Annotated in this window: 18 protein-coding genes; 5 read left to right on the top strand and 13 right to left on the bottom strand. The window is 65.9% G+C overall.

Going from position 1 to position 25101, the window contains the following annotated elements:
* Window positions 1-46 precede the first annotated feature (46 nt).
* From sufD to Q331_RS0106970, 6 genes are read right to left on the bottom strand one after another with little or no spacing between them, the layout of a single operon-like run.
* Window positions 47-1372: a Fe-S cluster assembly protein SufD gene (sufD, locus tag Q331_RS0106995; RefSeq protein ID WP_026380089.1), complete on the bottom strand. Its 1326-nt coding sequence runs from the start codon at window positions 1370-1372 to the stop codon at window positions 47-49.
* Window positions 1372-2124 (bottom strand): Fe-S cluster assembly ATPase SufC, encoded by a 753-nt coding sequence (gene sufC / locus Q331_RS0106990; protein ID WP_026380088.1) that lies wholly within the window; start codon window positions 2122-2124, stop codon window positions 1372-1374. The genes sufD and sufC overlap by 1 nt, the downstream gene beginning before the upstream one ends.
* 56 nt (window positions 2125-2180) lie before the next feature.
* The gene (locus Q331_RS0106985) at window positions 2181-2402 is read right to left on the bottom strand and encodes a hypothetical protein (RefSeq protein WP_026380087.1); all 222 of its coding nucleotides are present in this window, start codon (window positions 2400-2402) and stop codon (window positions 2181-2183) included.
* Window positions 2403-2456: 54 nt separating this feature from the next.
* Complete coding sequence (locus Q331_RS0106980; RefSeq protein WP_026380086.1) at window positions 2457-2699, bottom strand: hypothetical protein; 243 nt, start codon at window positions 2697-2699, stop codon at window positions 2457-2459.
* Window positions 2699-4228 carry a Fe-S cluster assembly protein SufB gene (gene sufB, locus Q331_RS0106975; RefSeq protein ID WP_026380085.1) on the bottom strand — a complete coding sequence of 510 codons (1530 nt, stop codon included), beginning with the start codon at window positions 4226-4228 and terminating at the stop codon, window positions 2699-2701. Before sufB ends, Q331_RS0106980 begins: the two co-directional genes overlap by 1 nt.
* Window positions 4229-4248: 20 nt before the next feature.
* Window positions 4249-5385: a cysteine desulfurase family protein gene (locus Q331_RS0106970; protein WP_026380084.1), complete on the bottom strand. Its 1137-nt coding sequence runs from the start codon at window positions 5383-5385 to the stop codon at window positions 4249-4251.
* Window positions 5386-5558: 173 nt separating this feature from the next.
* On the opposite strand from Q331_RS0106970, the gene Q331_RS0106965 reads away from it, so the two are divergent.
* On the top strand, window positions 5559-6209 hold the full coding sequence (locus Q331_RS0106965; RefSeq protein WP_026380083.1) for an alpha/beta hydrolase: 651 nt from the start codon (window positions 5559-5561) through the stop codon (window positions 6207-6209).
* A 15-nt stretch (window positions 6210-6224) separates the two neighbouring features.
* Here Q331_RS0106965 and Q331_RS20440 read toward each other — a convergent pair whose 3' ends face one another.
* Together Q331_RS20440 and Q331_RS0106955 are read right to left on the bottom strand one after the other, a co-directional pair.
* The gene (locus Q331_RS20440) at window positions 6225-8582 is read right to left on the bottom strand and encodes a putative bifunctional diguanylate cyclase/phosphodiesterase (protein WP_169738474.1); all 2358 of its coding nucleotides are present in this window, start codon (window positions 8580-8582) and stop codon (window positions 6225-6227) included.
* 95 nt (window positions 8583-8677) lie between these two features.
* A complete protein-coding gene (locus Q331_RS0106955; RefSeq protein ID WP_322786491.1) occupies window positions 8678-9796 on the bottom strand; it encodes an anhydro-N-acetylmuramic acid kinase in 1119 nt (372 codons plus the stop codon).
* A 65-nt stretch (window positions 9797-9861) separates the two neighbouring features.
* Between Q331_RS0106955 and tyrS the strand changes: the two genes are divergently transcribed.
* The gene (gene tyrS / locus Q331_RS0106950; protein WP_026380081.1) at window positions 9862-11112 is read left to right on the top strand and encodes a tyrosine--tRNA ligase; all 1251 of its coding nucleotides are present in this window, start codon (window positions 9862-9864) and stop codon (window positions 11110-11112) included.
* 10 nt (window positions 11113-11122) lie between these two features.
* Here the strand turns inward: tyrS and Q331_RS0106945 are convergent, their stop codons facing one another.
* On the bottom strand, window positions 11123-14329 hold the full coding sequence (locus Q331_RS0106945) for a YhdP family protein (protein WP_026380080.1): 3207 nt from the start codon (window positions 14327-14329) through the stop codon (window positions 11123-11125).
* Window positions 14330-14532: 203 nt separating this feature from the next.
* Between Q331_RS0106945 and Q331_RS0106940 the strand changes: the two genes are divergently transcribed.
* Both Q331_RS0106940 and Q331_RS20435 read left to right on the top strand, forming a co-directional pair.
* The gene (locus Q331_RS0106940; protein ID WP_026380079.1) at window positions 14533-15009 is read left to right on the top strand and encodes a peroxiredoxin; all 477 of its coding nucleotides are present in this window, start codon (window positions 14533-14535) and stop codon (window positions 15007-15009) included.
* 88 nt (window positions 15010-15097) lie between these two features.
* On the top strand, window positions 15098-16456 hold the full coding sequence (locus Q331_RS20435; RefSeq protein ID WP_034491344.1) for a M23 family metallopeptidase: 1359 nt from the start codon (window positions 15098-15100) through the stop codon (window positions 16454-16456).
* 22 nt (window positions 16457-16478) lie between these two features.
* Here Q331_RS20435 and Q331_RS20430 read toward each other — a convergent pair whose 3' ends face one another.
* The 4 genes from Q331_RS20430 to Q331_RS0106910 all read right to left on the bottom strand — a co-directional run bounded on the left by Q331_RS20430 (window position 16479) and on the right by Q331_RS0106910 (window position 22098).
* Window positions 16479-16979, bottom strand: coding sequence for a GNAT family N-acetyltransferase (locus Q331_RS20430; RefSeq protein WP_051630761.1), 501 nt, complete (start codon window positions 16977-16979; stop codon window positions 16479-16481).
* 92 nt (window positions 16980-17071) lie between these two features.
* A protein-coding gene (gene prfB / locus Q331_RS20425) for a peptide chain release factor 2 (RefSeq protein WP_156953283.1) occupies window positions 17072-18200 on the bottom strand; the annotation gives its coding sequence in 2 pieces (ribosomal slippage) (window positions 17072-18130 and window positions 18132-18200; 1128 coding nt in all).
* Between the two features lie 122 nt (window positions 18201-18322).
* Complete coding sequence (locus Q331_RS0106915; RefSeq protein ID WP_026380078.1) at window positions 18323-20749, bottom strand: penicillin-binding protein 1A; 2427 nt, start codon at window positions 20747-20749, stop codon at window positions 18323-18325.
* A 146-nt stretch (window positions 20750-20895) separates the two neighbouring features.
* Window positions 20896-22098, bottom strand: a complete 1203-nt coding sequence (locus tag Q331_RS0106910) for an N-acetylmuramoyl-L-alanine amidase (protein ID WP_026380077.1) — start codon at window positions 22096-22098, stop codon at window positions 20896-20898.
* A gap of 479 nt (window positions 22099-22577) precedes the next feature.
* On the opposite strand from Q331_RS0106910, the gene Q331_RS0106905 reads away from it, so the two are divergent.
* On the top strand, window positions 22578-25043 hold the full coding sequence (locus Q331_RS0106905) for an Rne/Rng family ribonuclease (RefSeq protein WP_026380076.1): 2466 nt from the start codon (window positions 22578-22580) through the stop codon (window positions 25041-25043).
* Window positions 25044-25101: the final 58 nt, after the last annotated feature.

Here is a 25101-nt window from a genome sequence, read left to right as displayed (position 1 = left end):
GCGACCCGCCTTACGGGGGCAGGCCGCCCGCCTTTCGACCTTCCCCTCAGCGGACCTCGCTGCCGAGCGACAGCCAGCTTCGCGTGCGCGCCTCCAAGGCCGCGATCACGTCCTCATCGCCGATCTCCTCGATCGCCTCGGCCAGGAAGGCGTGAACAAGCAGGCGCTCGGCCTCCTCCAGCGGCACGCCGCGCGCACGCATGAAGAAGAGCATCTCCTCGTCGATCTCGCCACAGGTGGCGCCATGGCCGCAGACAACATCGTCGGCGAAGATCTCCAGCTCCGGCTTGTTGGCGAACTCCGCCCCCTCCGACAGGAGGAGGGCCTGGCTCATCATCTTGCCCTCGGTCTTCTGGGCATCGGGCCAGACATTGATGCGCCCCTGAAAGACGCCCTTCGCCTCGTCGTCGATGGCCGACTTGAAGAATTCCTGGCTGGTGCAATGCGGCACGGCGTGATCGACGATCAGCGTCGTGTCGATGTGCTGGCGGTCGCGGGCGATGGTGGCGCCGCGGATGCCGGCGCTCGCCCCCTCCCCGTCGAAAACGAGGCGGATCTCAGAGCGCGCCACGGCGCTGCCGGCGGCGAAGAAGAACGGATCGAACACCGCCCCGGCGTCGACACGCGGCAGGACGAGCCCGAGATGAAGGGCCGCGTCGCCCTCTTCCTGCGCCTTCACCCATTTCACCTTGGCACCCTTGGCGATACGCAATTCGGCGACGGCGTTGGTGTGGTAGGCCACGCCGTCCGGGCCGACATAGGATTGCAGGATGACGGCCTCGGCGCCCTCGCCGACGCTCACCTGATGGCGCAGCGTCTGCAGGCCGGGCTCCTCGCCGGCAAAGGCGGTGACGATCTCCAGCGGCCGGGCGAGCTTCGCTCCGTCGCGGATGCGGATCACCGCCCCGTCGGTGACGAAGGCGCCGTTCAGCGCCAGGACCGGGGCCTCCGATTCATCCGCCTGATCGCAAGCGCGATCCAAAAGCGCGCCGCCATCGGCGAGAAAGCGGCCGAAGGAGGCAAATTCGACATCTTTCTCCAGGCCCGACAGATCCGACAGGGCCGGCACGAAATGGCCGTTGACGAAGACGATGCGGGCGCGGTCGATCTCGGCGAAGACGTCGGCGTTCGCGAGCGCGGCCTTGGCGGCCTCCGGCGCGGCGGGCGCGGCCGGGCCGGGCGCATCGCGCATCAATGCGCGCAGATCGGTGTACTTCCACTCCTCGATGCGCCGGTGCGGCAGACCGCGCTGGAGAAACGCGTCGAAAGCGCTGGCGCGCTGCTCGCGCATCGGGTCGTCGCCCGACAGGGCGGCGAAATGACGTGCCAGCGCCTCCTCGGCCGCCGTGCGCTTGCGTTCAGCCTCGGCCATCACGCCGCCTCCACGTAATCGGCGTAGCCCTTCTCCTCCAGCTCCAGTGCCAGCTCGCGTCCGCCGGACTTCACGATGCGGCCGCGCGACATGACATGGACGAAATCGGGCACGATGTATTCCAACAGGCGCTGGTAATGGGTGATGACGACGATGGAGCGCTCCGGCGAGCGCATCCGGTTCACACCATCGGCGACGACGCGCAAGGCATCGATGTCGAGGCCGGAATCGGTCTCGTCCATGACGCAGAGCGAGGGCTCCAGAAGCGCCATCTGCAGGATCTCGTTGCGCTTCTTCTCGCCGCCGGAAAAGCCGACATTCAAGGGCCGCTTCAACATCTCCGGGGTGATGTTGAGGCTCGCCGCCACCTCGCGCACCGTGCGCATGAAATCGGGCGTCGACAGCTCAGGCTCGCCGCGCGCCTTGCGCTGGGCGTTCATGGCCGTCTTCAGGAAGGTCATGGTGCCAACGCCCGGAATCTCGATCGGATACTGGAAGGCGAGGAAGAGCCCGGCGGCGGCGCGCTCGTCCGGCTCCATCTCCAGAAGGTCCTCGCCCTTATAGGTGACGGAGCCGTCGGTGACCTCGTAATCCTCCTTGCCGGCGAGGATATAGGAGAGGGTGGATTTTCCCGAGCCGTTCGGCCCCATGATGGCGTGCACCTCGCCGGCGCCGACCTTCAGGGAAAGGCCGCGCAGGATCTCAGCTTCGTCCTCCGCCACCTTGGCGTGCAGGTTGTCGATCTCAAGCATCGTCTATTCGCTGTCTCTTCGGTTTGCGCCAATGGCGCGATGTCGTTGCGGCCGGCCTAGTCCACCAGGTCGAGCCGTTTCTCAATGCGATCGAGCCGCAGCTTCAAGGCGGCGATATCGGAGTGGTCGTGCTCCTGGATGGTCACGACCCCGGAAAAGTGCTGGCGGATCGCCGTCATCTCGGCGCTCAGCGTCTGCATGCCGTCGGCGAGCTTCGCCATGTCGCCGCGGATGGCGCGCAGATGTTCAAGGATCAGGTTGTCGGGTTCGTCGGTCATTGCCCACCCTTCTTGCTGGCTCTTCGTCAAGGCAGCGTAATCCATTTTCGCCATTCACTCGTCGTCTTCTTCAGCCTCTCTCTTGGCGGCATCCATCATCTCAAGCACCGCCCTCACGTTCGCTTGTATGTCCTGATGTGAAAAACCGAGCTCATCAAAGATGCGCATGTAGAACACGTAGAACATGCTCTGGACGAGAGCAGGCTGACGTATATCGGTTTCGGCTTGTATGGCGACCATCGCATCCCGCATCAGTTCGTCGAACTTAGGCGAGGTGCCCAACCGAAACTGGCCCATTAGCCCACGCTTCCCTCCAGCGAGATGCCGATGAGGCGCTGCGTCTCGGCCATGAATTCCATCGGCAGCTTCTGGATGACCTCGCGGGCGAAGCCGTTGACGATGAGCGCCACCGCCTCCTCCTCGCTCATGCCGCGCTGCAGGCAGTAGAAGAGCTGCTCGTCGGAAATCTTGGAGGTGGTCGCCTCGTGCTCGAAGATCGCCGAGGCGTTCTTCGATTCAATGTAGGGGATGGTGTGGGCGCCGCATTTCTCGCCGATGAGCAGGGAATCGCACTGGGTGAAGTTGCGCGCTCCGCAAGCCTTGCGGTGCGCCGAAACGAGACCGCGATAGGTGTTGTTGGAAACGCCCGCGGAGATGCCCTTGGAGATGATCCGGCTTTTCGTGTTCTTGCCCAGATGGATCATCTTGGTGCCGCTGTCGATCTGCTGATGACCGTTGGAGATGGCGATGGAATAGAACTCGCCCTCCGAATTGTCGCCGCGCAGAATGCAGGAGGGATACTTCCAGGTGATGGCCGAGCCGGTCTCCACCTGCGTCCAGGAGATCTTGGCGTTCCTGCCGCGGCAATCGCCGCGCTTGGTGACGAAATTGTAGACGCCGCCCTTGCCGTCGGAATCGCCCGGATACCAGTTCTGGACGGTGGAGTACTTGATCTCCGCATCGTCGAGCGCGATCAGCTCCACCACCGCCGCATGCAGCTGGTGCTCGTCGCGCATCGGCGCCGTGCAGCCCTCCAGATAAGAGACATAGGAGCCCTCGTCGGCGATGATGAGGGTGCGCTCGAACTGGCCGGTATTGCGCTCGTTGATGCGGAAATAGGTCGACAGCTCCATCGGGCAGCGCACGCCCTTGGGCACGTAGACGAAGGAACCGTCGGAGAAGACCGCCGAATTGAGGGTGGCGAAGAAATTGTCGGTGATCGGCACGACGGAGCCGAGATACTTCTTCACCAGATCGGGATATTCGCGGATCGCCTCGGAGATCGGCATGAAGATGACGCCGGCCTTGGCGAGTTCCTTCTTGAAGGTGGTGGCGACGGAGACGGAATCGAAGACGGCGTCGACGGCCACGGGACGCATCTCGCCGTTGCCGGCGGCGCCGTCGCCGTCCACCTCCATGTCGGAGAGCTCGCCGGCCTTCCTGACGCCCGCCAGGATCTCCTGCTCCTTCAGAGGGATGCCGAGCTTTTCGTAGGTCCTCAGGATCTCAGGATCGACCTCGTCGAGCGAGGCCGGCCCGCTCATCGATTTCGGCGCGGCGTAGTAATAAAGATCCTGGTACTTGATCTGCGGATATTTGACGCGCGCCCAGGACGGCTCCTTCATGGTGAGCCAGCGCTGATAGGCGGCAAGGCGCCATTCGGTCATCCATTCCGGCTCGCCCTTCTTGGCGGAGATGAAACGGATCGTATTCTCGTCGAGGCCCTTCGGAGCGCGCTCCGATTCAATCAGCGTCTCGAAGCCGTACTTGTACTTGTCGACATCAAGCGCCTTGACCTGCTGGATCGTCTCCTGAACGGCTGGCATTCAGTTCTCCTTCATTATCCTCAAGCCGCCCGGCCCGGCGCCATCCGATGATGGATCGCCCGCCAGACGTCAAGAAACCTGTCCACATCCGCATCCGTGGCATTCCACGGCAAGCTGACCCTCACGCCCGACCCGACCGGGAAGCCCATCGCCGCAAGAACGTGGCTTTGCGCAACCTTGCCCGACGAACAGGCCGAGCCGGAGGAAAGCCCGACGCCTTCCAGATCGAAGGCGATCACGGCGGTCTCGCTGGCCAGGCCGGGCACCGCGAAAAGCACGGTATTGGGAAGCCTCTCAGCGTCTTCCCCGGCAAGAATCGCGCCAGGCGTAAAGGCGCGGATCGCTGCCTGAAGCCGGTCGCGCAGCGCGGCCATCTGGTCTCTCTCGTCCAAATGGTGACGCGCCTCATGGGCTGCAACGCCAAATCCGACTATAGCAAGCATGTTTTCCGTGCCGGCCCGGCGGCGCTTCTCCTGGCCGCCGCCCTTGACGAGCGGGCTGGGAAAATCCTCCTCGCGCGCCGCCAGAAGCGCGCCGGCGCCGTGCGGGCCGCCAAGCTTGTGCGAGGAAAGGAAAAGAAGGTCGGCGCCGAGCCCCGTCATGGAAACGGGAATGCGGCCGGCCGCTTGAACGGCATCGCAGATAAGGCGACCGCCGGCTTGGTGAACCATCGCGGCGGCCTCGGCGACCGGCTGGAGGACGCCGGTTTCGTTGTTGGCCAGCATCAGCGCCAGAACGGGCCGCCGACCCGCCTCGGCGCAGGCGCCGAGCATCCGGCGAAGCTTTTCCAGATCGACGATCCCGGCAGCGGTGACCGGCACGCTCGTCACGCGCTGCGGCGCGAAACTGCCGCCGGCCAGGACGCAGGGATGCTCGATGGCGCTGACGAAAAGCTCTTCCGCGTCGTTGAGCGGTGTCAGCGCCCAATTGGCCGCCTCCGTCGCGCTTGAGACGAAGACGAGCCGTTCGGGGGCTCCGCCGACGAGCGCGGCGACCTGTTCGCGCGCCTCCTCGATCAAGCTCCTCGCCTGCCGGCCTTCCAGATGCACCGAGGAGGCGTTGCCGACGACGTCAAGAGCGGACAGCATCGCAGCGCGCGCCGCAGGCCGTAACGGCTGCGTCGCATTGGCGTCGAGATAAATCCTGTCGCCGCTCATCTTCGCCCCTGCCGGGCCAGCCGCTTTGTTCTTGCAACCGGCCGAACACATAGTGTTTAGATACCGCCCGCCCTTTGCGGCGGCCATACGCCATTCTTTTGAATTATTCCAAACTAAGTTGTAGGGAGGGGCGTAGGCTGTGTCAAGAATCCTCCCGCTGAGAGTCATATAACATGCCAGAAGTGATTTTTCCCGGCCCGGACGGCCGCCTCGAAGGGCGCTATCAGCCGGGCAAGTCCAAGACCGCGCCGATCGGAATCGTGCTGCACCCGCATCCGCGTTTCGGCGGCACGATGAACAACCAGATCGTCTACCGGCTTTTCTACATGTTCCAGGAGCGCGGCTTCACGGCCCTGCGCTTCAACTTCCGCGGCGTGGGGCGCAGCCAGGGCTACTTCGACCATGGGGTGGGCGAGCTTTCGGACGCGGCCGCGGCGCTCGACTGGGTGCAGACCCTGCATCCGGATGCGCGCGGCGTTTGGATCGCCGGCTTCTCCTTCGGCGCCTGGATCGGCATGCAGCTTTTGATGCGCCGGCCGGAAGCGGAGGGCTTCATGTCGATCGCCCCGCAGCCGAATATCTACGACTTCTCCTTCCTCGCCCCCTGCCCTTCTTCCGGGCTCATCATCCATGGCGAGGCGGACCGGGTCGCTCCGCCGGAAGCGGTGCAGACCCTGGTCGACAAGCTGAAATCGCAAAAGGGCATCACCATCGAGCAGCAGCTGGTGAAGGGCGCCAACCACTTCTTCGAGGGCCAGGTCGACGACCTTATCGAGCGCTGCTCGGTCTATCTGGAAAAGCGGCTAGAGGAAGTGACGGCATAGGACGCCGGGCGGCTCTCAGGCCGCCTCGTCCTCGCGCTGCGGGTCGGCCCCGGCCGCCTTGCCCTTGCCCTTGCCGTGCGAGCGCGCCTGCGCCTCGCGGGTGCCGACACGGATATCCTTGGCAATCATCGTCGGCACCTCTTCCTTCGGAACCGGCCAGCCGAAGAGGAAGCCCTGGACGTGGGCGCAATCGTTGGAGAGCAGGAAATGGGCCTGCTCGGCGCTCTCCACGCCTTCTGCCGTCACCTTCAGGCTGAGCGACTTGCCGATCATGATGATAGAGCGCAAGAGCCGCTCCACATGCCGGCCGGCGCCGACGCCATGGACGAAGGAACGGTCGATCTTGATGCCGTCGAAGGCGAAGCGCCAGAGATAGGAAAGGCTGGAATAGCCGGTGCCGAAATCGTCCATGACGAGGCCGACGCCGAGCTTCTTGATCTCGCGCAGCTGCGACAAGACGCGGTTGGAGCTCTCCAACAGCAGCCCCTCGGTGATCTCCACCTCCAGACGTTCCGGCTTCATGCCGCTCGCTTTGAGGGTATTCTTGATGAGGTTCGGCAGATTGCCCTTCTTGAACTGCGCCGGCGAGAGATTGACGGCCAGCGTCAGCGGCTCCGGCCACAGGCTCGCCGTGCGGCAGGCCTCGCGCAAGATCCATTCGCCCAGCGGCTCGATCATGCCGGTCTCTTCGGCGACCGGAATGAACTCCGCCGGCGAGACCACGCCCCTTTCAGGATGCTTCAGCCGCAACAGCGCCTCAAAGCCGGTCAGCCTGCGGGTGGCGAGATTGTACTGCGGCTGGAAGTAGAGAACGAACCACTTCTCACGGAAGGCGCGGCGCAATATCGCCTGCATCTCCAAGCGGCCCTGCATGGAGGATGTCAGCTCGGAGGTGAAGATGGACACGTCGTTGCGCCCGCCGGACTTCACCTTGTTGAGGGCAAGGTCGACGTTCTTCATCAGCTCCACGGCGTTCTCGCCATGTTCGGGCGCCACGGCCACGCCGATGGAGGCGCTCGCCACCACTTCCTCGCCGTCGATGCGATAAAGGCCGTTCAGCACCGAGCCGATGCGACGGGCGTGAATCTCGGCGTATTTCACGCCGCCCGCCTGTGTCTGGATGATGGCGAATTCGTCGCCGCCAAGCCGGGCGACATGTTCCGGCCGGTCGGCAAGATCGCGCAACCGCTCGGCGACCTGCTTCAAGAACTCATCACCCACCAGATGCCCATGGGTGTCGTTGACCTCCTTGAAGCGATCGATATCGATGTAGTGCAGGGCGAGGCGCTGACCCTGATCGGCATGGCGACGGATCTCCACATCCAGCGTCGCCAGGAACTGCTCGCGGTTGGAGAGCGCCGTCAGCGTGTCGTGGTCGCGCACATAGGTCAGCTTCTCATAGACATCGCGCTTCTGCTTGGTGCGCAGCAACAGGCTCACAGCCGGAATGGTGAAGGCGATCATCGCCAACGCCAGGATGGCGCCAAGAATGCCGCTCAGCCATTGCCAGAAGAGCGCCCTTTCGGAGCCATGGTCGATAAACAGGGCAAGCGTCTCGGTCGGCTCCGCGCCGGCGACCGGGACCAGCGTGCCGCTGTAATAGGCCGGTGTGCGCAGCCCGTCGCCATGAAAGCCGCGCCAGGACGTACCACCCGCAGCCGGCTCGGTAAGGCTGGCCAGGGCACCCTCCGCCGCGACGCGGCTCGGGCTCGGGCTGTCTTCATCGCTGAGGACGCGCAACATCTCGCCGTCGGCGCCACGCAGCTCAATCCGGAAGACGTCCGACTTGGCGAGCGTATCCTTCAGAACCGCCTCGGCCTCGCGCGAGCGCGCGCTGCCTGAAAGCGACTGCCCGGCAAGACGCTCGGCGAGAAATTCCGCCCGCTCCACGGCCTCGCCGCGAACACTGGCCTCAAACAGCCGCTCGGCCTGAAGATAGACAATGCCCGTCATGGTGACGGCGACGAGAAGGCCGACGACGATCACCACAACAGAGACGGTGCGGTCGCCGGAGGTAGCCCGCCGCTCGCGCGGCAGCTTCGGCGCAGATGGCTGTTTGCGAGCGAAGAGACGTCGCTGCTTGCCTCTTGCCGGTTTCTTCCGCTTCTTGGCCCGACCCGGCGCCGGATCGGCGCCCCGATCGGCTTCCTGGCCGGCCTGCGCGTCCTGTACCTGCGGCTGAGCCGGCTCGTGCGCCTGCATCTCTTGCGGCGTTTTCTGAGCCTCGGGCGCTCGCCCAGCCTCGTCGGTCGATGGCGGCACCTGCGCGGGCTCGGACATGTCCTCGCCAGGGCTGCCGCTGATCTGGCTCAGCCGCGCCTTTGCCTTCGCTCCGGCAAGGATATGCTCTTCCGCTTTGTCCGATGTCTTCAACTTCTTCGGAAACGGAAGCTTAATCATACGCATAGAATACGGACCCGAGCTCACATACTCGTGCCCGATAATGCGCGCAAAGACTTGATCTGAGGTTAATCGACGGTGACCGGCTCGCTCCAACGTCCACCGGGCATGGGCGCTTGCACGCCGGTGGTACCCGGGAAGGTGAGCGGCAGTCCCTCCGCGACGCGCAGGGCCATATAGGCGAAGGCCTGCGCCTCGACAGCATCGCCGTCGAAGCCAAAGCTCTCCGCCGGCGCCACCTCGGCCGGCGCCAGTGCTTCGGCGAGGAGGCGCATCAGACCGCGATTGCGGCGCCCGCCCCCGCAGACCACGAAGGTGCGGCAGGGGGCCGGAAACAGCTCCGTGCCACGGGCAATCGCCGCAACGCAGAATGCCGCAAGGCTCGCCGCGGCGTCCTGGGTCGTGAGCCGGTCGAGACCTTCGAGCGTGAAGTCGTCCCTATCGAGCGATTTCGGCGCCGGACGGGCGAAGAAGGGATGGCGCATCCATTCTTCGAGGAGCGCCTTGTCGGGACTGCCCTGGTCCGACAGTTCTCCATCGGCGTCGAAGCCGCGGCCGAGACGAGCGCGGACGAGATCGTCGATCGGCGCGTTGCCCGGGCCGGTGTCGAAGGCGATCAGCGTGCCGTCCTCGCCGACATAAGTTAGATTGGCGACACCGCCGATATTGACGAAGGCAATCGGCAGGCTCTGCCCCATGCGAAGCGCCAGAGCCTGATGGTAGACCGGCACGAGGGGCGCGCCCTCGCCGCCGGCGGCCATGTCGGCGCTGCGGAAATCCCAGGCGACGGGCCGGCCGAGCCGGCGCGCGAGCGCCGCGCCGTCGCCGAGCTGCACGGTCACGCCCCTTTCCGGCGCATGAAAAATCGTCTGACCATGAAAGCCGACGCAATCCACCTTGTGCAGCGGGACGCCGTGATCGGAGACAAAGCGCCGCACGGCCGCCTCGTGCGTGGCGTTGACGGCGCGCTCGGCCTCGGCGATCGCTGGATCGGTCCGCGCGCCTTGATCCTGCCGCGCCGCCGCCATGGCCCGCCGCAGCAGCGCACGGTCCGCCTCCGGCAGCGGATAAGTCGCGGTCGGGCCGAGCTCTTCAAGGGCGACGCCGTCGGAGCGCAGCAATGCGACATCGACGCCATCCATGGAGGTGCCGCTGATGATCCCGATGGAAGTGCAAATTTTCGCCACTCTCTTCGCGCTCCGGTCGCTGAAGTGATAAGGGAAGCGCCCATCTTCGCATTCAGACAACCGACATGCCCAGCTTCAAATCCGATTTTCTCAACGTTCTCTCCGAGCGCGGCTTCATCAATCAATGCTCCGATCCGGAGGGGCTCGACGCGCTCGCCGCCAAGGGCGGCGTGACCGCCTATGTCGGCTACGACTGCACCGGCCCGTCCCTGCATGTCGGCCATCTCTTGTCGATCATGATGCTGCGCTGGCTGCAGAAGACCGGCGGCAAGCCGATCACGCTGATGGGCGGGGGAACGACGCGCGTCGGCGACCCCTCCGGCAAGGACGAGGCCCGTCGTTTCCTCAGCCTGCAGGACATCGAGGACAACAAGGAGAGCCTGAAGACCGTCTTCGCCCGCTTCGTCGACTACGAGGGCGAAAACGCGGCGGTGATGATGGATAACGCCGGATGGTTGGCGCCGCTGAACTATATCGATTTCCTGCGCGATGTCGGCCGGCATTTTTCCGTCAACCGCATGCTCAGCTTCGAATCGGTGAAGATGCGGCTGGACCGCCACCAGGAGCTCTCCTTCCTGGAGTTCAACTACATGATCCTCCAGGCCTACGACTTCGTGGAGCTGCATCGGCGCACCGGCTGCGTGCTGCAGATGGGCGGCTCGGACCAATGGGGCAACATCGTCTCCGGCATCGATCTTGGCCGGCGCATGGGCACCGACCAGCTCTACGCCCTCACCTGCCCGCTGATCACCACCGCCTCCGGCGCCAAGATGGGCAAAACGGCGCAAGGCGCCGTCTGGCTGAACGAGAAGTTCATGCCGGCCTACGGCTACTGGCAGTTCTGGCGAAACGTGGAGGACGCCGATGTCGGGCGCTTCCTGCGGCTGTTCACCGAAATGCCGCTTGCGGAGATCGCCAAGCTGGAGGCGCTTGGAGGCTCGGAGATCAACGAGGCCAAGAAGGCGCTCGCCACGGAGGCGACCGCGCTCCTGCATGGACGGGAGGCGGCGCTGGCGGCGGAGGAGACATCGCGCCTTACCTTCGAGGCGGGCGAGACCGGCGCGGATCTGCCCACGGTGGAGGTGCCGCGCGCGGAGATCGAGGCCGGTATCGGCGTCCTCGCCGCCTTCGTGCGGGCCGGGCTGGCGAGCTCCAACGGCGAGGTTCGCCGGCTGATCCGCAGCGGCGGCATCAAGGTGAACGATGCGGCGGTGAGCGACGAGCGCGCAACGCTCGGCCCGGCCGACCTCAACGAGGCGGGCGCCATCAAGCTCTCCAGCGGCCGCAAGCGCCACGCCCTGCTGCGCGCTTCTTGAGCTTGCCCTCTCAGCGATACTCGAAAATGCGCCGGAAGATGCCCGGCGCGATCGCCGACATCAGGTTCATCTCCGAGACCGGATCGTCGAGCGGGCCGTAGAGCTTGAAGGTCACGCCGACGAGGCCCTCATTGTGCCCGCCGCCGAGGATCTGGCCGATGATCGGGATGGAGCCGGCCAGATTGTTGATCCCGAAAGCGGGGATGAAGGTGCCGGAAAGGGCGATCTTGCTGTCCGTCAGATTGATGGTGCCGCTGGCGGTGGCGCCGAGGACAGGCCCACGCAGATAGGCCTCGTCGATCGAGACGACGCCCTTGGCCATGCGGAAGGGGATGCGCAGCTTGGCGAAGCCGAGATCGCTGGCATCGATGTCCGGCAGGATCTCCTCGCGGGCGCGCGTGCCGGAACGGGCCACCGGCTTCACCGCCTCGGCAAAGGTCGCCTCCTCCACGATGCGGAAATCGTGAATGAGGAGCTCGCCGGCCGCTGCATCCTCGCCAAGCGGCCCGCGCATGGCCAGAAGCATCCGCCCGCCGCGCACGCGCCCGTAGAGATCGGCAAATTGCAGCACAGCCCCCGCATCGCTGGCATTCACCGTCTGCTCGCGGGCCGATCCGCTCTCGGTTATCTTCCATTCCACCTCGCCCACGCCCATGCCGGCCGTCAGCGCGACGGCGCGCAGGCGCCCCGCCGCCACGTTCATCGTGCCCTCAACGGCGCGCGCCATGACGCCGTTCTCGCCCTTCACGCGCGCCAGATCGATATCGAGCCGCATGGGCAGCATGTCGCCCTCAGAGCCGCTCTCGCTCTCCTTCAGCGTCCGCACCAGGCCGCGCGCATCGAGTTGCTGGCCGCTGACGCGCACCTCCAGCCTCTCGCCGTCCGAGCGCGCCGTAACGGAAAAATCGTCGCCCGGCCGCAGCGCGACCTCGCCGAGATCGACGCGCATGACATTGCCATCGCCATCAAGGGCGAAAGAGCCAGCGGCATGGAAGCCGTCGCCCATCACCGAGAGCTCGCTGATCTCGCGCCCGCTCTCGTTCTCCACCATGCGGAAATCGGCCCTGGCGGCAACGCCCGGCCCCTTTTCCCAGGCGAGCGAGGGAAAGCGCACGCGCGCCTGGGTGAGGTCGAGGCTGATGAGCTCCGCATCGCCTTCGGTACGCGTCACGGAGACGCCGATCGGCCCGGAAAGATACTCGCCGGTATCGATGCCGAGGCGCTTGCGCGCCGCGTCGTCGAGAACGAGATCGACGTCGCTGCCGCCTTCCCCCTCGCCGGCGGCTACGTCGATCGAGGCCTCGATGCCGTCCAGCCGCGCCTTTCCGGTGATGCGATAGGAATCTGGCGTGCCGCTCAGCGTGATATCCGCCTCGGAGATCTCCCGCCCCTCGATCTTCGCGGTGCTGGAGAAATCGCTGAAGGCAAGGCGGAAATCCGGCACCACCGACAGCATGGAGGCGTTCTTGTTGAGAGGGATGGAGGCCGAGAGCGACAGATCCGCAACGCCCGAAAGCTCGGAGGGATCGATGCCCTTGGAGCGCGCCACGTCCAGCGGCCCGGTATTGGAGAGCGCGGCCAGGCCGTCCGCCGGCCCGACCAGCCGCAGCGTCAAGTCGCCGGTCGCATCCGGCCCACCGAGATCGGGCACGATGAAGAGCGAGCCGGCGGCGGAGAGCGCCGGATAGGGTGGGCTGGCGATGTCCGCCTCGCTCACCGAAATGGTCGCCGTGGCGTTGGCGAGCTGCACCGTGCCGTCGGCATTCGCCACCTCCGGCAGATCGGGGGTCGGCGTGAAGCGGGCGTCACGGAACGGGATGGTGCCGGAAAGCGCATAGTCGGGCAGCACCTTGTCCTTTCCGGCCGGGCCGAGATGATCCGGCGGGAGCGCGATCTGCAAGCTGCCGGGGCCCACTATCCCGGCCTTGACGTTGTCTTGCAGCCACCGGATGGTGCCCGGGGCGATGAAGCTCGGCCACAGGTCTACGAGGAGCGAGGCGGGCATCTCGCTTGCCGACAGAGCGAGCGCAAGACCCGCCGATTCCCCGCTTTGCCTAAAGCTCCCGAGGATGCTGAGATTGCCCTGCGGATTGACGAGGATAGCGCGGTCGATGGACAGGTTGCCGGCGCTGTCGAGAGCCAAGGCGAAGTCTCCGCGCACGGGCCGCTGGCTGCCGTCGCGGGCGAAGACGATGCCTTCCGGCATGCGCATCCTAAGGGCGATCGGCTGCTCCTTCCCAGGCAGATCCAGCACGCCCGCCAGACCGAAATTCCCGGCGGAGGTGGCGACGAGCGCCTGGCCGAGGAGGAGCCTTTCGCCCTCCGGCGGCAAGGCGAAATCGAGCTGGGCGCTGGCGAGTTGGAAACTGCCGTCGTTGTCGATGACGACGAGACCGGGGCTGAGCGCCATTTCGCCATAGGCCTGCACGCTCGCCGCATCGACACGCAGGCGCGTGCGAAGCTGCAGCGTCCCGTCATAGCTCTGCGGCGTCTGCGGGTTCGTCAGGGTCGGCGCCAGGGCGCCCAGCGGCAGGTCGGCAAGGCTCACCTCCACGATATCGGCCCTCGCCTCGCGATTGCGCTCCACCGTCAGCGACCAGAAGCCGCCCGCAGCGCTTGCCTGCAGCCACAGCTTGCTGCGATCGGGGCCGAGCGGCTGCCAGCTGAATTCCGTGATCTGGCCGCCGAAAGACGCAAGCTCCGATTGCGGCAGCGACAGCTCCACATTCTTCACCTCGAACTCGCGAAAGCCGATCTGGCGCATGGCGGTATCGGCCTCCACGAAACCCTGCGCGAAAGCGCGGGCAAAGGAGCGCAGCCGATCGGCGCGCGTTCCCACATTCTCCGTCTCGGGAAGTTCCATGGAAACCTTGACGTGCGAGATGCGCACACGCTCTGGACGCAGCCAGTCGCGCCGCCAACCCGGCAAGGGCGAGGTGACCGATACGGAGCGTGCCTGCACCGCCAGAGCCGGGCCGAAGCTGAAGGCGACGTCGCTGCCTTCCAGGACGATGCCGACGCCGTTCTCCCAATAGGCGCGCGCATCGCCAAGGCTGACCTCCGCCCCGGGCGGCAGGCGCCTGCCGAGCTCGGCCTCGATGCGCTCTCCAAGCCAGGCGGACCTCATCCCCTCGCCACTCAGGCTCCAGGCGAGCGCGCCCAGCGCCAGCGTGACGACGAGGGCGAAGACGGCAACGAGGACAACCAGAGAGCGCAAGCCTGGCCTTAGACGGCGCCGGGCCGGGCCAACGCCATGTGAGGCCGGGCTTTCGCCAGTTGACTTGGCGGTCTCGGACAGCTTCTCCTCCCGGATCGGGTCCCGCTCGGCCCGAAGCGGTGGCTGAGTGTAGTCGCTTTAGCGGATCGGCACACGGCCATTCCGCTCTCCCTGCTCAGCAAAGAAGACGAAAGGATGACCACATGGCGAAGGCACTCGACGTCGGCGACGAGGCCCCCGACTTCACTCTGCCGACCGATGGCGGCGGCTCTTTCTCGCTTTCAGCCCAGCGTGGCAACCCCGTCGTCGTCTACTTCTATCCGAAGGACGATACCAGCGGCTGCACGAAGGAGGCGATCGCCTTCTCAGAGAATGCGGCGGCCTTCAAGGGCGCCGATACGCGCATCGTCGGCATCTCCCCGGACAGCACCGCCAGCCATGACAAGTTCAAGGCCAAGCACGGCCTCGCCGTCACCATCGCCTCCGACGAGAAGAAGGAAGTGTGCGAGGCCTATGGCGTGTGGGTGGAGAAATCCATGTACGGGCGGAAATATATGGGCGTGGAGCGCTCAACCTTCCTCATCGACCGCGACGGCCTCATCGCCCGCATCTGGCGCAAGGTGAAAGTCCCCGGCCATGCGGAGGATGTGCTGGAAGCGGCCCGCATGGTCGCCAATTAACGCGAGGCACAGGCCGCCGGAAACCAGACGTTAACCACAAACTGCGAGGTTCGGGACGCACAGCAATCAGGTTCCTCAACCCGCGCCGATGCGTCCCTCACAAGCTCAACACGTTCCCTTTGGCCGCCGCAAAGAACCCCCGCGCCTGTTCATCGCCCGCGGCGGCAAGCTCAAGGCCTATCCGTTCCGGCCATGGCTGTTCGGCACCGTGGCAGGTGTCTTCATCACCTTCGGTCTCGGCTATGTCGGTGCGACCGGCTATCTCATCTACCGTGACGGCCTCCTGGATGCAGCCGTCGCCCGCCAGGTCGATCTGCAATACACCTACGAGGACCGTATCGCGCGCCTCAGGGCCGAACTCGACCGGATGACCAGCAAGCATCTGGTGGAGACCCAATCGATCGAAGAGCAGGTCGCCACGCTTTCGGACCGCCAGCAGGCGATCCTGCGCCGCCAGGCGCTCCTCGATCAGGTGATCGACAGCGCCAGCGCCGCCGGCCTGCCCTTCCCCTCGCTGCCGGTGGCAACGCCCAAGCCGCGCCCTGACGGGCCGGGCGTGGCCGAGGCGCGGGCCGCGAGCGCGCCCGCAGAGGCAGCGACCGGGCATGCCCTCTCCTATGCCGGCGAAAGCGCGTCGCAGGCCAGCCTCATCACCGGCAGCATCCTGCGCCGCTCCACGGCCGACGCCCCGCCCACCGATCCCCAGCTGGAGCCTGAGCGCACAAGCGCCGTCCATGGCGAGCATTTCCGGCCGCTGCTGCGCGACATGGACACCGCCCTGAAGAGCACCTTGCAGGTTCAATCGAATGCCGCGGCCGCTCTCAGCGCCGCTTCGCTGCAGGAGACCGTTCGGCTGGAAGCGGCGCTCTCCAAGATCGGCTTTGCGCATCTGGTGCCGCCCTCCGCGCGCGACGCGGCGGCCACCGGCGGCCCCTTCATCCCGGCCGATTCGGACGCCGCCCTCAAAGGCCTCGCCTTCGTGGAAAGCATCGATGCCATTTATGCGCGGCTGGAGGATCTGCGCGTCATGCGCTCCAATCTCGCCGCCCTGCCGCTCGGAAGCCCGATCAAGGCTCGGCGAAGCTCCGGCTTCGGCTACCGCACCGATCCTTTTCTCGGCCGTCCGGCGCTGCATTCGGGTGTCGATTTCAGTGCCGCGACCGGCACGGCGGTGCGCAGCACCGGGCCGGGAAGGGTCGTCAAGGCCGGCTGGAACGGCGGCTATGGCAAGATGGTGGAGATCGAACACGCCCACGGCATCGTCACGCGCTACGCGCATATGTCGCGCGTCGAAGTGAAGGCCGGCCAGCGCGTGGAGGCGGGCGAGATCATCGGACGGGTCGGCTCCACGGGCCGCTCCACCGGCCCGCATCTGCACTACGAGACGCGCCGCAACGGCAAGGCCGTCAATCCGAACCCGTTCCTGCGCGCCAGCCGCAAGATCTGAGGGGCGCGGCGCGCCCGGCTGATCAGTCGCCGGCGAGGCGGGCGAGATCGTCCCAGGCGATGCGGTAGCACGACGTCGTGTTGCCGAAGGCGTCCTTCTCCACCAGTTCGCCCCGGCGTCCGCCCAGGCGCTCGTAGAAGCGAATCGCCCCCTCGTTGCCTGCCACAACCCAGAGATAGACGCTGGCATGGCCGGCCTCCAGGAGGCGGCGCGCCGCTTCCGCCATCAGCCGGCGGCCCGTTCCCTTGGAGCGCAGGCCCGGCCGCACATGCAGGTTGTCGACGAAAGGCGTCGGCCGGACCCAGACGGAGATGAAGCCGGCAAGCTCGCCGTCCATTTCGGCGACCAGGACGATATCCTCGTCGCCGATCTCGACCGCCCGCCAATGACGGGCGATATCGGCATCGAGGCGATGGGCAAGATAGTCGGCCGGCAGGATGCCCCGATAGGCATCGCGCCAGCTTTGCGCCTGGAGCGCGGCGACGCGCGCCCGGTCGCTCGGCTCAGCCCGACGGATGATCATGCCCCCCTCCCAAGCGTCACGGCGACCTCAGCCGAGCGCGGACGAGAACGGCGCATCAGGGTCAAGTGCCGCGGGTCTTCGCATCCGACAGCCTATTCCGCCGCTTCCTCGCCCTCGCTCTGGCCGCTGCCCACACGTTCGGCCAGCGCCGCCTCCATGAAGCGGTCGAGATCGCCGTCGAGCACTTCGGAGGGCGTGGTGTGTTCCACGCCGGTGCGCATGTCCTTCACCAGCTGATAGGGCTGCAGCACGTAGGAGCGGATCTGGTGGCCCCAGCCGATCTCCGACTTCGCCTCATGCTGCTCCTGGATCGATTCCTCGCGCTTCTTCAGCTCCAGCTCGTAGAGACGCGACTTCAGCGCCTTCATGGCGTTGGCGCGGTTCTGATGCTGCGACTTCTCGGAGGAGGTCACCACGATGCCGGTCGGCAGATGGGTGATGCGTACCGCCGAATCGGTGGTGTTGACGTGCTGTCCGCCCGCGCCGGAGGAGCGGTAGGTGTCGATGCGGATATCCTTGTCCTGGATCTCGATCTCGATGTTGTCGTCGATGACCGGATAGACCCAGACGGAGGAGAAGGAGGTGTGGCGGCGCGCCTGGCTGTCGAAGGGCGAGATGCGCACCAACCGATGCACGCCCGATTCGGTCTTCAGCCAGCCATAGGCGTTGTCGCCCTTGACGAGGATCGTCGCCGCCTTGATGCCCGCCTCCTCGCCATCGGTGTGCGAGATGAGCTCGACGGTAAAGCCGCTGCGCTCGCCCCAGCGCATGTACATGCGCAGGAGCATGGAGGCCCAGTCCTGGCTCTCCGTGCCGCCGGCGCCTGCATGCACCTCCAGATAGGCGTCGGAATGGTCCGCCTCGCCGGACAAGAGCGCCTCCACCTGGCGGCGCTGGGCTTCCTTGTGGAGGGTTCCCAAGGCTTTCTCCGCCTCGGCGCGAACCGTCTCGTCGCCCTCCTCCTCGGCCAGCTCGACAAGCTCGATATTGTCGGTGAGAGCGGTCTCCAGCTCGCGCACGGCGCCGAGGGAGGTCTCCAGGCGCTGGCGCTCGCGCATCACCTTCTGGGCCGCCTGCGGATCGTCCCAGAGGCCGGGATCCTCAACCCGGGCGTTGAGGGCAGCTAGACGTTTTTCGGCCGTATCCCAGTCAAAGATGCCTCCTTATCAGGGTCACGGCTTCCCTGATCTCGTCGACCATGGCTTCGATTTCGGCGCGCATATGCTCCTCTTTGCGGCATTGGCCCCAAGGGGCCGGTTGCGGCACGGATGGTCGGGCGGGCGCGGGCGGCGAGGCTCTTCACCGCCCTCGCCGGTATCGCCCTGCCCGGAATATAGGTTTGGCTAGTAAAGCCCGCCGGTGCCGGTTGCAATGGCCCGGTCGGCCTCCGGCGTCACCGTCAGCGGCTGGCCCATGGAATCCTGGTAGCCGATGATGGAATAGGTGGAGGGCGGCGCCGTGCCCGGCTTGAAGGCCTCCATGATGACGGCTTCGCCCTCCGCGCCGGTGGCCCTGAGGCCGGTGCGCCGGTCGATCGGGATGAGCTGGATGCCGGGCGGAACCTGGAACGGCTTGGCCGGCTCGTCGGCCAGCGCCACCTTCATGAAGTCGGTGAAGATCGGCGCCGCCAGCCTGCCGCCGGTCATGCCGCGGCCCATCGGCTTGGGCTGGTCGTAGCCGACGAAGACGCCGACAACGAGATCGGGCGAAAAGCCCATGAACCAGGCGTCCTTTTCCTCGTTGGTGGTGCCGGTCTTGCCGGCGATCGGCTTGCCCACGGCCTGGACGCGGGTGGCGGTGCCGCGCTGCACTACGCCTTCCATCATGGAGGTGATCTGATAGGCGGTCAGCGGGTCGAGGATCTGCTCGCGCTGGTCGATCAGCTCCGGCTCGGCCTGGCCCTGCCAGCTCTCAGCTTCGCAGCCCTGACACTCGCGCTGATCGTGCTGGTAGATGGTGCGGCCGTAACGATCCTGGATGCGGTCGATCAAGGTGGCGTTGATCTTGCGCCCGCCATTGGCAATCGTCGCATAGGCGGTGGAAAGGCGCAGCACGGTGGTCTCGCCGGCACCGAGCGCCATCGGCAGATAGGGCTTCAAATCGTCGTAGATGCCGAAGCGCTCGGCATATTCGGCCACCAGCGGCATGCCCATATCCTGGGCAAGGCGCACCGTCATGACGTTGCGCGACTTCTCGATGCCGAGGCGCAGCGTCGACGGTCCGTAATATTCGCGCGAATAGTTCTGCGGCCGCCAGACTTCGTCGCCGACGCGGATCTCAATCGGCGCGTCCATAACCACCGAAGAGGGCGTGTAGCCGTTGTCGAGAGCCGTCGAATAGACGAAGGGCTTGAAGGAAGAGCCGGGCTGGCGATAGGCCTGCGTGGCCCGGTTGAACTTGGTCTCGTCGAAGGAAAAGCCGCCGACCATGGCGCGTACGCGGCCCGTATAGGGGTCTATCGCGACGAGCGCGCCCTGGATCTTCGGCGCCTGGCGCAGGCGGTAGATCCCCTCCTCGCCCTTCACCTCCTCCACATAGATGACGTCGCCGGGAGCCACGACATCGCTGGCGCGGCGCAGATTGCTCTTCGCCCAGCGCATCTGCTCCAGCGGCACCACGCCCGTCTTGCGCTCCTCGGAGAGATCGCCGGAGACGAGCCGGCTCGGCCTCAGACCGATATCGGCTTCCTGCTCGTCGGCGCCGAGCACCACGGCCAGCTTCCATTCCGGAACGTCCGCCAACTCCCTCACCTTGCCGAGAGAAGCGCCCCAATCGCCAGCGATGTCGATACGCTCTACGGGCCCGCGATAGCCGCGCTGTTCGTCGAAGGCGATAAGTCCCTTGTGCAGGGCGGCGCGCGCCAGAGCCTGAAGCTGCGGGTCGAGCGTCGTACGCACCGACAGACCGCCCTCGTAGAGCTTGTCGGCGCCGTACATGTCGATCAAGCGGCGACGCACCTCTTCGGCAAAGAACTCGGAGGCGAAGAGATAGCCGCCGCGCGGGCGCGGATTGACGCCGAGAGGCGCGGCCTTGGCCGCGTCGGCATCGGCGGCGCGGATATAGCCGTTCTCCAGCATCTGATCGAGAACCCAGTTGCGGCGCTCGATCGCCCGCTCCGTATCGCGGAAGGGATGGTAGTTTTCCGGCGCCTTCGGCAGGGCGGCGAGATAGGCGGCCTCCGTCAAGGTCAGCTCATTGACGGACTTGTCGAAGTAATTGAGCGCCGCGGCGGCGATACCGTAAGAGCCGAGGCCGAGATAGATCTCGTTGAGGTAAAGCTCCAGAATGCGGTCCTTGGAATAGGCCTGCTCGATGCGCAGCGACAAGAGCGCTTCCTTGATCTTGCGCTCATAGGTCCGCTCGTTGGAGAGCAGGAAGTTCTTGGCGACCTGCTGGGTGATGGTGGAGGCGCCCTGCAGCTTGGCGCCGCGGTTCTTCAAATTGGTGACGACGGCGCGAGCGATGCCTTCCACGTCGATGCCGGGATGGGAGTAGAAATTCTTGTCCTCGGCGGAGAGATAGGCCGCCTTGACGAGATCGGGGATGGCCTGGATCGGCAGGTAGAGACGACGCTCGCGCGCATATTCGGCCACCAGCTGGCCGTCGGCGGCGTGGATACGCGTCATCACCGGCGGCTCGTATTGCGCCAGCACGTCGTAATCCGGCAAGTCCTGGCTGTAGCGGTGCAGGAGAAAGCCAGCGACCGCTGCCACGCACAGTGCCAGGAGGGCACCGATGCCGAAAAGGTAACCGATCAGCCGCAAGAGCATGAAAAACGCGCCCTATCTTCTTGCATCATGCCGGAAAAGCGATCTCCCCGCTTCCTCCAGCTTTGTGATGAAACTGAGGCCAGCCGGCCGATTTGCGGCCGATCGCCCACATTTTCCTCGCTCGATCACAAGGCGTATCCGCTCATTCAGCGCCCGGCAATGCCTGGCAAAGCGAGATATTTTTCCACCGAGCTCGCCACGGCCTCTGTCGCGCGCACCTGCCATTCTTCCGATTTCAACAGCTTGGCATCAAGCTCGTTCGACAAATAACCGAGTTCCAGGAGCACCGAAGGCACGTCCGGCGCCTTCAAGACCCGGAAAGAAGCGCCGCGGCGCGGCTTCTTGTTCAGCGTCATGGCCGCGCCGAGATCGGCGACAAGATCGGAAGCAAAACGCATGGAAAGATTGCGCGTCTCGCGCCGGGCGAGATCGAAGAGGATGTTGGCGACCTCGTCGGGCTGATCCTCAATGGCCAGACCGGCGAGAACATCGGCGCGGTTCTCGCGGGCGGCGAGCCGTGCGGCCAGGACGTCGGAGGCTTCTTCCGACAGCGTGTAGACCGTCGCGCCGCGCACGTAATCCTGCGGCACGGTATCGGCATGCACGGAGATGAAGAGCGCCGCGCCGCGCGCACGCGCGAATTCGACGCGTTCGCGCAAAGACAGGAAGATATCCTCCTCGCGGGTCAGGACCGGCCGTGTCTTGCCGCTCTTCGCCAGAGCTTCCGCGAGCGCCTTGGAAAAACGCAAGGTGATGTCCTTCTCAAAAAGGCCGTCGCTGCTTCGCGCCCCCGAATCGATGCCGCCATGGCCGGGATCGATGACCACGACCGGCTTGCCGGCGGCGCTCTGGCCAAGCCGGTCGCCCTTGCCCAGCGAGGCGAGCTTCGGCGCCGCCTGCGCCCGGTCGGCGCGCGTCGCCTCCTGCCCGACATCCTTCAGAAACGTCTCGCGGCTCGTCGGAACCAGATCGAGAACCAGCCGGCCCGGCTGGTCGCCGACAGAGGGAAGCAGGTAGGATTTCTCCACCGCTACCGGACCCGCCAGATCAAGGACGATACGCCCCTTGCCAGGCGCTATCTGCCCGAAACGGTAATCGGCGACGAGACCCAGCGCCTGCCTCTTGGCGGCCTCCGCCTCAAAGGCCGTTTCCGGCAGATCGACGACGAGGCGATAAGGCGCATCCAGCTTCAGGATATGAAAGCGCGGCTCGCCGGTAAGCTCCACCACCATGCGGGTGCGAGCCTCGTCACCGACAACGCGGATGTCGGTGACATCGGCCGCGAGGACACCGGCAGCGGAAGCCAGGTACAAGGCCGATGCGGCGAGATAGGCAGCCAAACGGAGCATTCGGGCATCTCTGCGGTCAAAGCGGAACGCAGCTTTGTTGCGGGTGGATGTGGCGAGGCGAAGGCGGGCCCTTTCGCAGCTTTTGCGTCCGCCCGGCCGCAACGTTCTCTTGAATCGGACGAAGCTCGTTTATAATAGAAGCATGACGGATTCTTCCCCATCTGTCATCGGTGCGGCGTCGGGTAACGAAAAGACGCCCTTCTCACCGGGCGGGTCGGGGGCGAAGACGGACCAGCGTAAAAGGCTGGTCAGGGGCGGCCGGATGCCGCCCGAAACTTGCGAAAGGCAGTCCATGGGTGACCGCGCCCGCACCGCTCAGCAGCTGACCCCCCCGCCCGCGGCATACGCGGCCGGGCTGCCAGAGCTTCGGCGGCGCGTGCCTCAGGCACGTCTCAACTTTTCATTCACTTACAGTCCCGGCCGCGCGCGAGGAGCGTTCGCGCCTACCGCTTATCCGGCCAGGGGCGGAGTCACACACTATGTCGAACAAGATGCTCATCGACGCGGCCCACCCGGAGGAAACCCGGGTTGTGGTGCTGCGCGGGGACAAGGTTGAAGAATTCGATTTCGAATCGGCGGAAAGGCGACAGCTCAGGGGCAATATCTATCTAGCCAAGGTCACGAGGGTCGAACCCTCGCTCCAAGCCGCCTTCGTGGATTACGGCGGCAACCGTCACGGCTTCCTCGCCTTTTCCGAAATCCACCCCGACTACTACCAAATCCCCTATGCCGACCGGCAGGCGCTGCTCGCCGCCGAAGCCTCCGACAGCGACGACGACAACGGCGCGGACGAGGAGCCCGATAGCCCCACCGGCAAGCGAGATGAAGCCGCCGGCGATGACGAGGATGGCGGCGACGGCGAGGCGGGAGCCGGCGAGGACGGCGAAAACGACAGCGTGGAGAGCGTCGGCGCCGAGGATGCCATGGAGGAGGTGCCGGAGCGGCGCCGCTCGCGCCCGCGGCAATACAAGATCCAGGAGGTGATCAAGCGCCGACAGGTTCTGCTCGTCCAGGTCGTGAAGGAAGAGCGCGGCAACAAGGGCGCGGCGCTGACAACCTATCTCTCGCTTGCGGGCCGGTATTCCGTTCTCATGCCCAATACCGGGCGTGGCGGCGGCATCTCGCGCAAGATCACCGATCCGGCCGACCGCAAGCGTCTGAAATCGGTCGCCCAGGAGTTGGAAGTGCCGCCCTCCATGGGCGTCATCCTCAGGACCGCCGGCGCCTCGCGCACCAAGACGGAGATCAAGCGCGACTTTGAGTACCTTCTGCGCCTGTGGGAGAATGTGCGCGAGCTGACGCTGAAATCCAGCGCGCCGACGCTGGTCTACGAGGAAGGCAGCCTGGTCAAGCGCTCCATCCGGGACCTCTACTCGCGTGAAATCGACCAGGTGATCGTCGCCGGCGAGGAGGCCTATCGCGAGGCCAAGGACTTCATGCGCATGCTCATGCCGAGCCATGCCAAGAACGTGCAGCCTTACCGCGAAACCGCTCCCCTGTTCTCGCGCCACAGCGTGGAGAAGCAGCTGGAAGCGATGTTCCTGCCGCAGGTCACCCTGCGCTCCGGCGGCTATATCGTCATCAACCAGACGGAAGCGCTGGTCGCCATCGACGTCAATTCCGGCCGCTCCACGCGCGAGCATTCCATCGAGGACACGGCACTCAGAACCAATCTGGAAGCGGCCGAGGAGGTCGCCCGCCAGCTCAGGCTGCGCGACCTTGCCGGGCTCATCGTCATCGACTTCATCGATATGGAGGAAAAGCGCAACAACCGTTCCGTGGAGCGCAAGCTGAAGGAATGCCTGCGCTTCGACCGGGCGCGCATCCAGCTCGGTCGCATCTCGCATTTCGGCCTGATGGAGATGTCGCGCCAACGCCTCAGGACCGGCGTCCTGGAAAGCTCCACAGCCACCTGCCATGCCTGCCACGGCACCGGGCAGGTGCGTTCCGTCGCCTCCTTGGCGCTGCAGATCTTGCGCATGCTGGAAGAGCATCTGTTGCAGGACAGGAGCCGCAATCTCGTCGTCTCCACGCGGCCGGACGTGGCGCTTTACGTGCTCAACCAGAAGCGCACGCATCTGGCCGAGCTGGAGCAGCGCTTCGGCGTGCAGATCACCGTGACGGGCGATGCGCCCGGCGCGGCTTCGGGCTTCGCCATCGACAAGGCCGAGAGCTCGGAAGCGCCGCCGCCGACGCGCACATCGGCCGTGGCGATGCTCGACGTCTCCGACCTGGAAAAGGAAGCGGCCGAGAAGGCCGAAGAGGAGGAGGAGGAGGAAGGCGGCGAAGGCTCGCGTCGCGGCCGGCGCCGGCGCCGGCGGCCAAGCCGCCCCGACAAGGAGAAGGTCGAGGCCGAAACCGCCGAGGAGCCCAGCGAGGAAGCTCAGGAAGCGCGCGGCGAGGAAGACGAGGACGGCGAGGAAACTCCGCGCAAGAAGCGCAGGCGCGGAAGGCGCGGCGGACGTCGGCGCAGCCGCAGCCGTGACGATAAGGCCGAGATGACGGGCGAGGACGGCGAGGAAGGCAGCGAGGAGAGCTCGCAGGAGAGCGAGCCCGCTCCGGAGGCCGAGCCGCAGCGCGAGGAACCGGCCGAAAGCGCCGAGACGCCTGCCGTCACCGCCGAGGCCGTCGAAATCGTGGAGAGCGTGCCGGCACCGGAGCCTGCCGAGGTCGCCGCTACGCCGGAACCGACCGAGGCCGAGCCGGTCGCCGCCGTCGCAGAGGCCGAAAAGCAGCCCGCCGAAGCGGTAGCATCGGCTTCCTTTAACGGTCCGGGGCCCGCCGCCGAAGCCGGTGAGGAAGAGCCGAGCGAGCCGGAAGGCACGGCCGAAGAGCCGGCGGAGGAAGAGGAGAAGGAGCCGGAAAAGGCGGGCGCGGGAACGCGCGCCGAAGAGGCGGACCGCCCGAAACGGGTCGGCTGGTGGCAGCGCCGCTCCTTCCTCTAGGAACGGCGCGCCGACTGAGAAGAAATTTGCGGGCCCTTCGGGGCCCGCTTGTCGTTCC

The sequence above is a fragment of the Afifella pfennigii DSM 17143 genome (genome assembly GCF_000688515.1).
GTDB lineage: Bacteria > Pseudomonadota > Alphaproteobacteria > Rhizobiales > Afifellaceae > Afifella > Afifella pfennigii.
Note: the sequence above shows the minus strand (reverse complement) of the source record. Positions and strands in the feature narration are given on the sequence as shown.

Coding starts and splice junctions, on each gene's coding strand:
- Q331_RS0106910 (WP_026380077.1), bottom strand. CDS start 22,098: ATGCTCCGTTTGGCTGCCTATCTCGCCGCATCGGCCTTGTACCTGGCT.
- sufD (WP_026380089.1), bottom strand. CDS start 1,372: ATGGCCGAGGCTGAACGCAAGCGCACGGCGGCCGAGGAGGCGCTGGCA.
- Q331_RS0106915 (WP_026380078.1), bottom strand. CDS start 20,749: ATGCTCTTGCGGCTGATCGGTTACCTTTTCGGCATCGGTGCCCTCCTG.
- Q331_RS0106940 (WP_026380079.1), top strand. CDS start 14,533: ATGGCGAAGGCACTCGACGTCGGCGACGAGGCCCCCGACTTCACTCTG.
- Q331_RS0106980 (WP_026380086.1), bottom strand. CDS start 2,699: ATGGGCCAGTTTCGGTTGGGCACCTCGCCTAAGTTCGACGAACTGATG.
- Q331_RS0106970 (WP_026380084.1), bottom strand. CDS start 5,385: ATGAGCGGCGACAGGATTTATCTCGACGCCAATGCGACGCAGCCGTTA.
- Q331_RS0106905 (WP_026380076.1), top strand. CDS start 22,578: ATGTCGAACAAGATGCTCATCGACGCGGCCCACCCGGAGGAAACCCGG.
- Q331_RS20435 (WP_034491344.1), top strand. CDS start 15,098: ATGCGTCCCTCACAAGCTCAACACGTTCCCTTTGGCCGCCGCAAAGAA.
- sufC (WP_026380088.1), bottom strand. CDS start 2,124: ATGCTTGAGATCGACAACCTGCACGCCAAGGTGGCGGAGGACGAAGCT.
- sufB (WP_026380085.1), bottom strand. CDS start 4,228: ATGCCAGCCGTTCAGGAGACGATCCAGCAGGTCAAGGCGCTTGATGTC.
- Q331_RS0106985 (WP_026380087.1), bottom strand. CDS start 2,402: ATGACCGACGAACCCGACAACCTGATCCTTGAACATCTGCGCGCCATC.
- tyrS (WP_026380081.1), top strand. CDS start 9,862: ATGCCCAGCTTCAAATCCGATTTTCTCAACGTTCTCTCCGAGCGCGGC.
- Q331_RS20430 (WP_051630761.1), bottom strand. CDS start 16,979: ATGATCATCCGTCGGGCTGAGCCGAGCGACCGGGCGCGCGTCGCCGCG.
- Q331_RS0106965 (WP_026380083.1), top strand. CDS start 5,559: ATGCCAGAAGTGATTTTTCCCGGCCCGGACGGCCGCCTCGAAGGGCGC.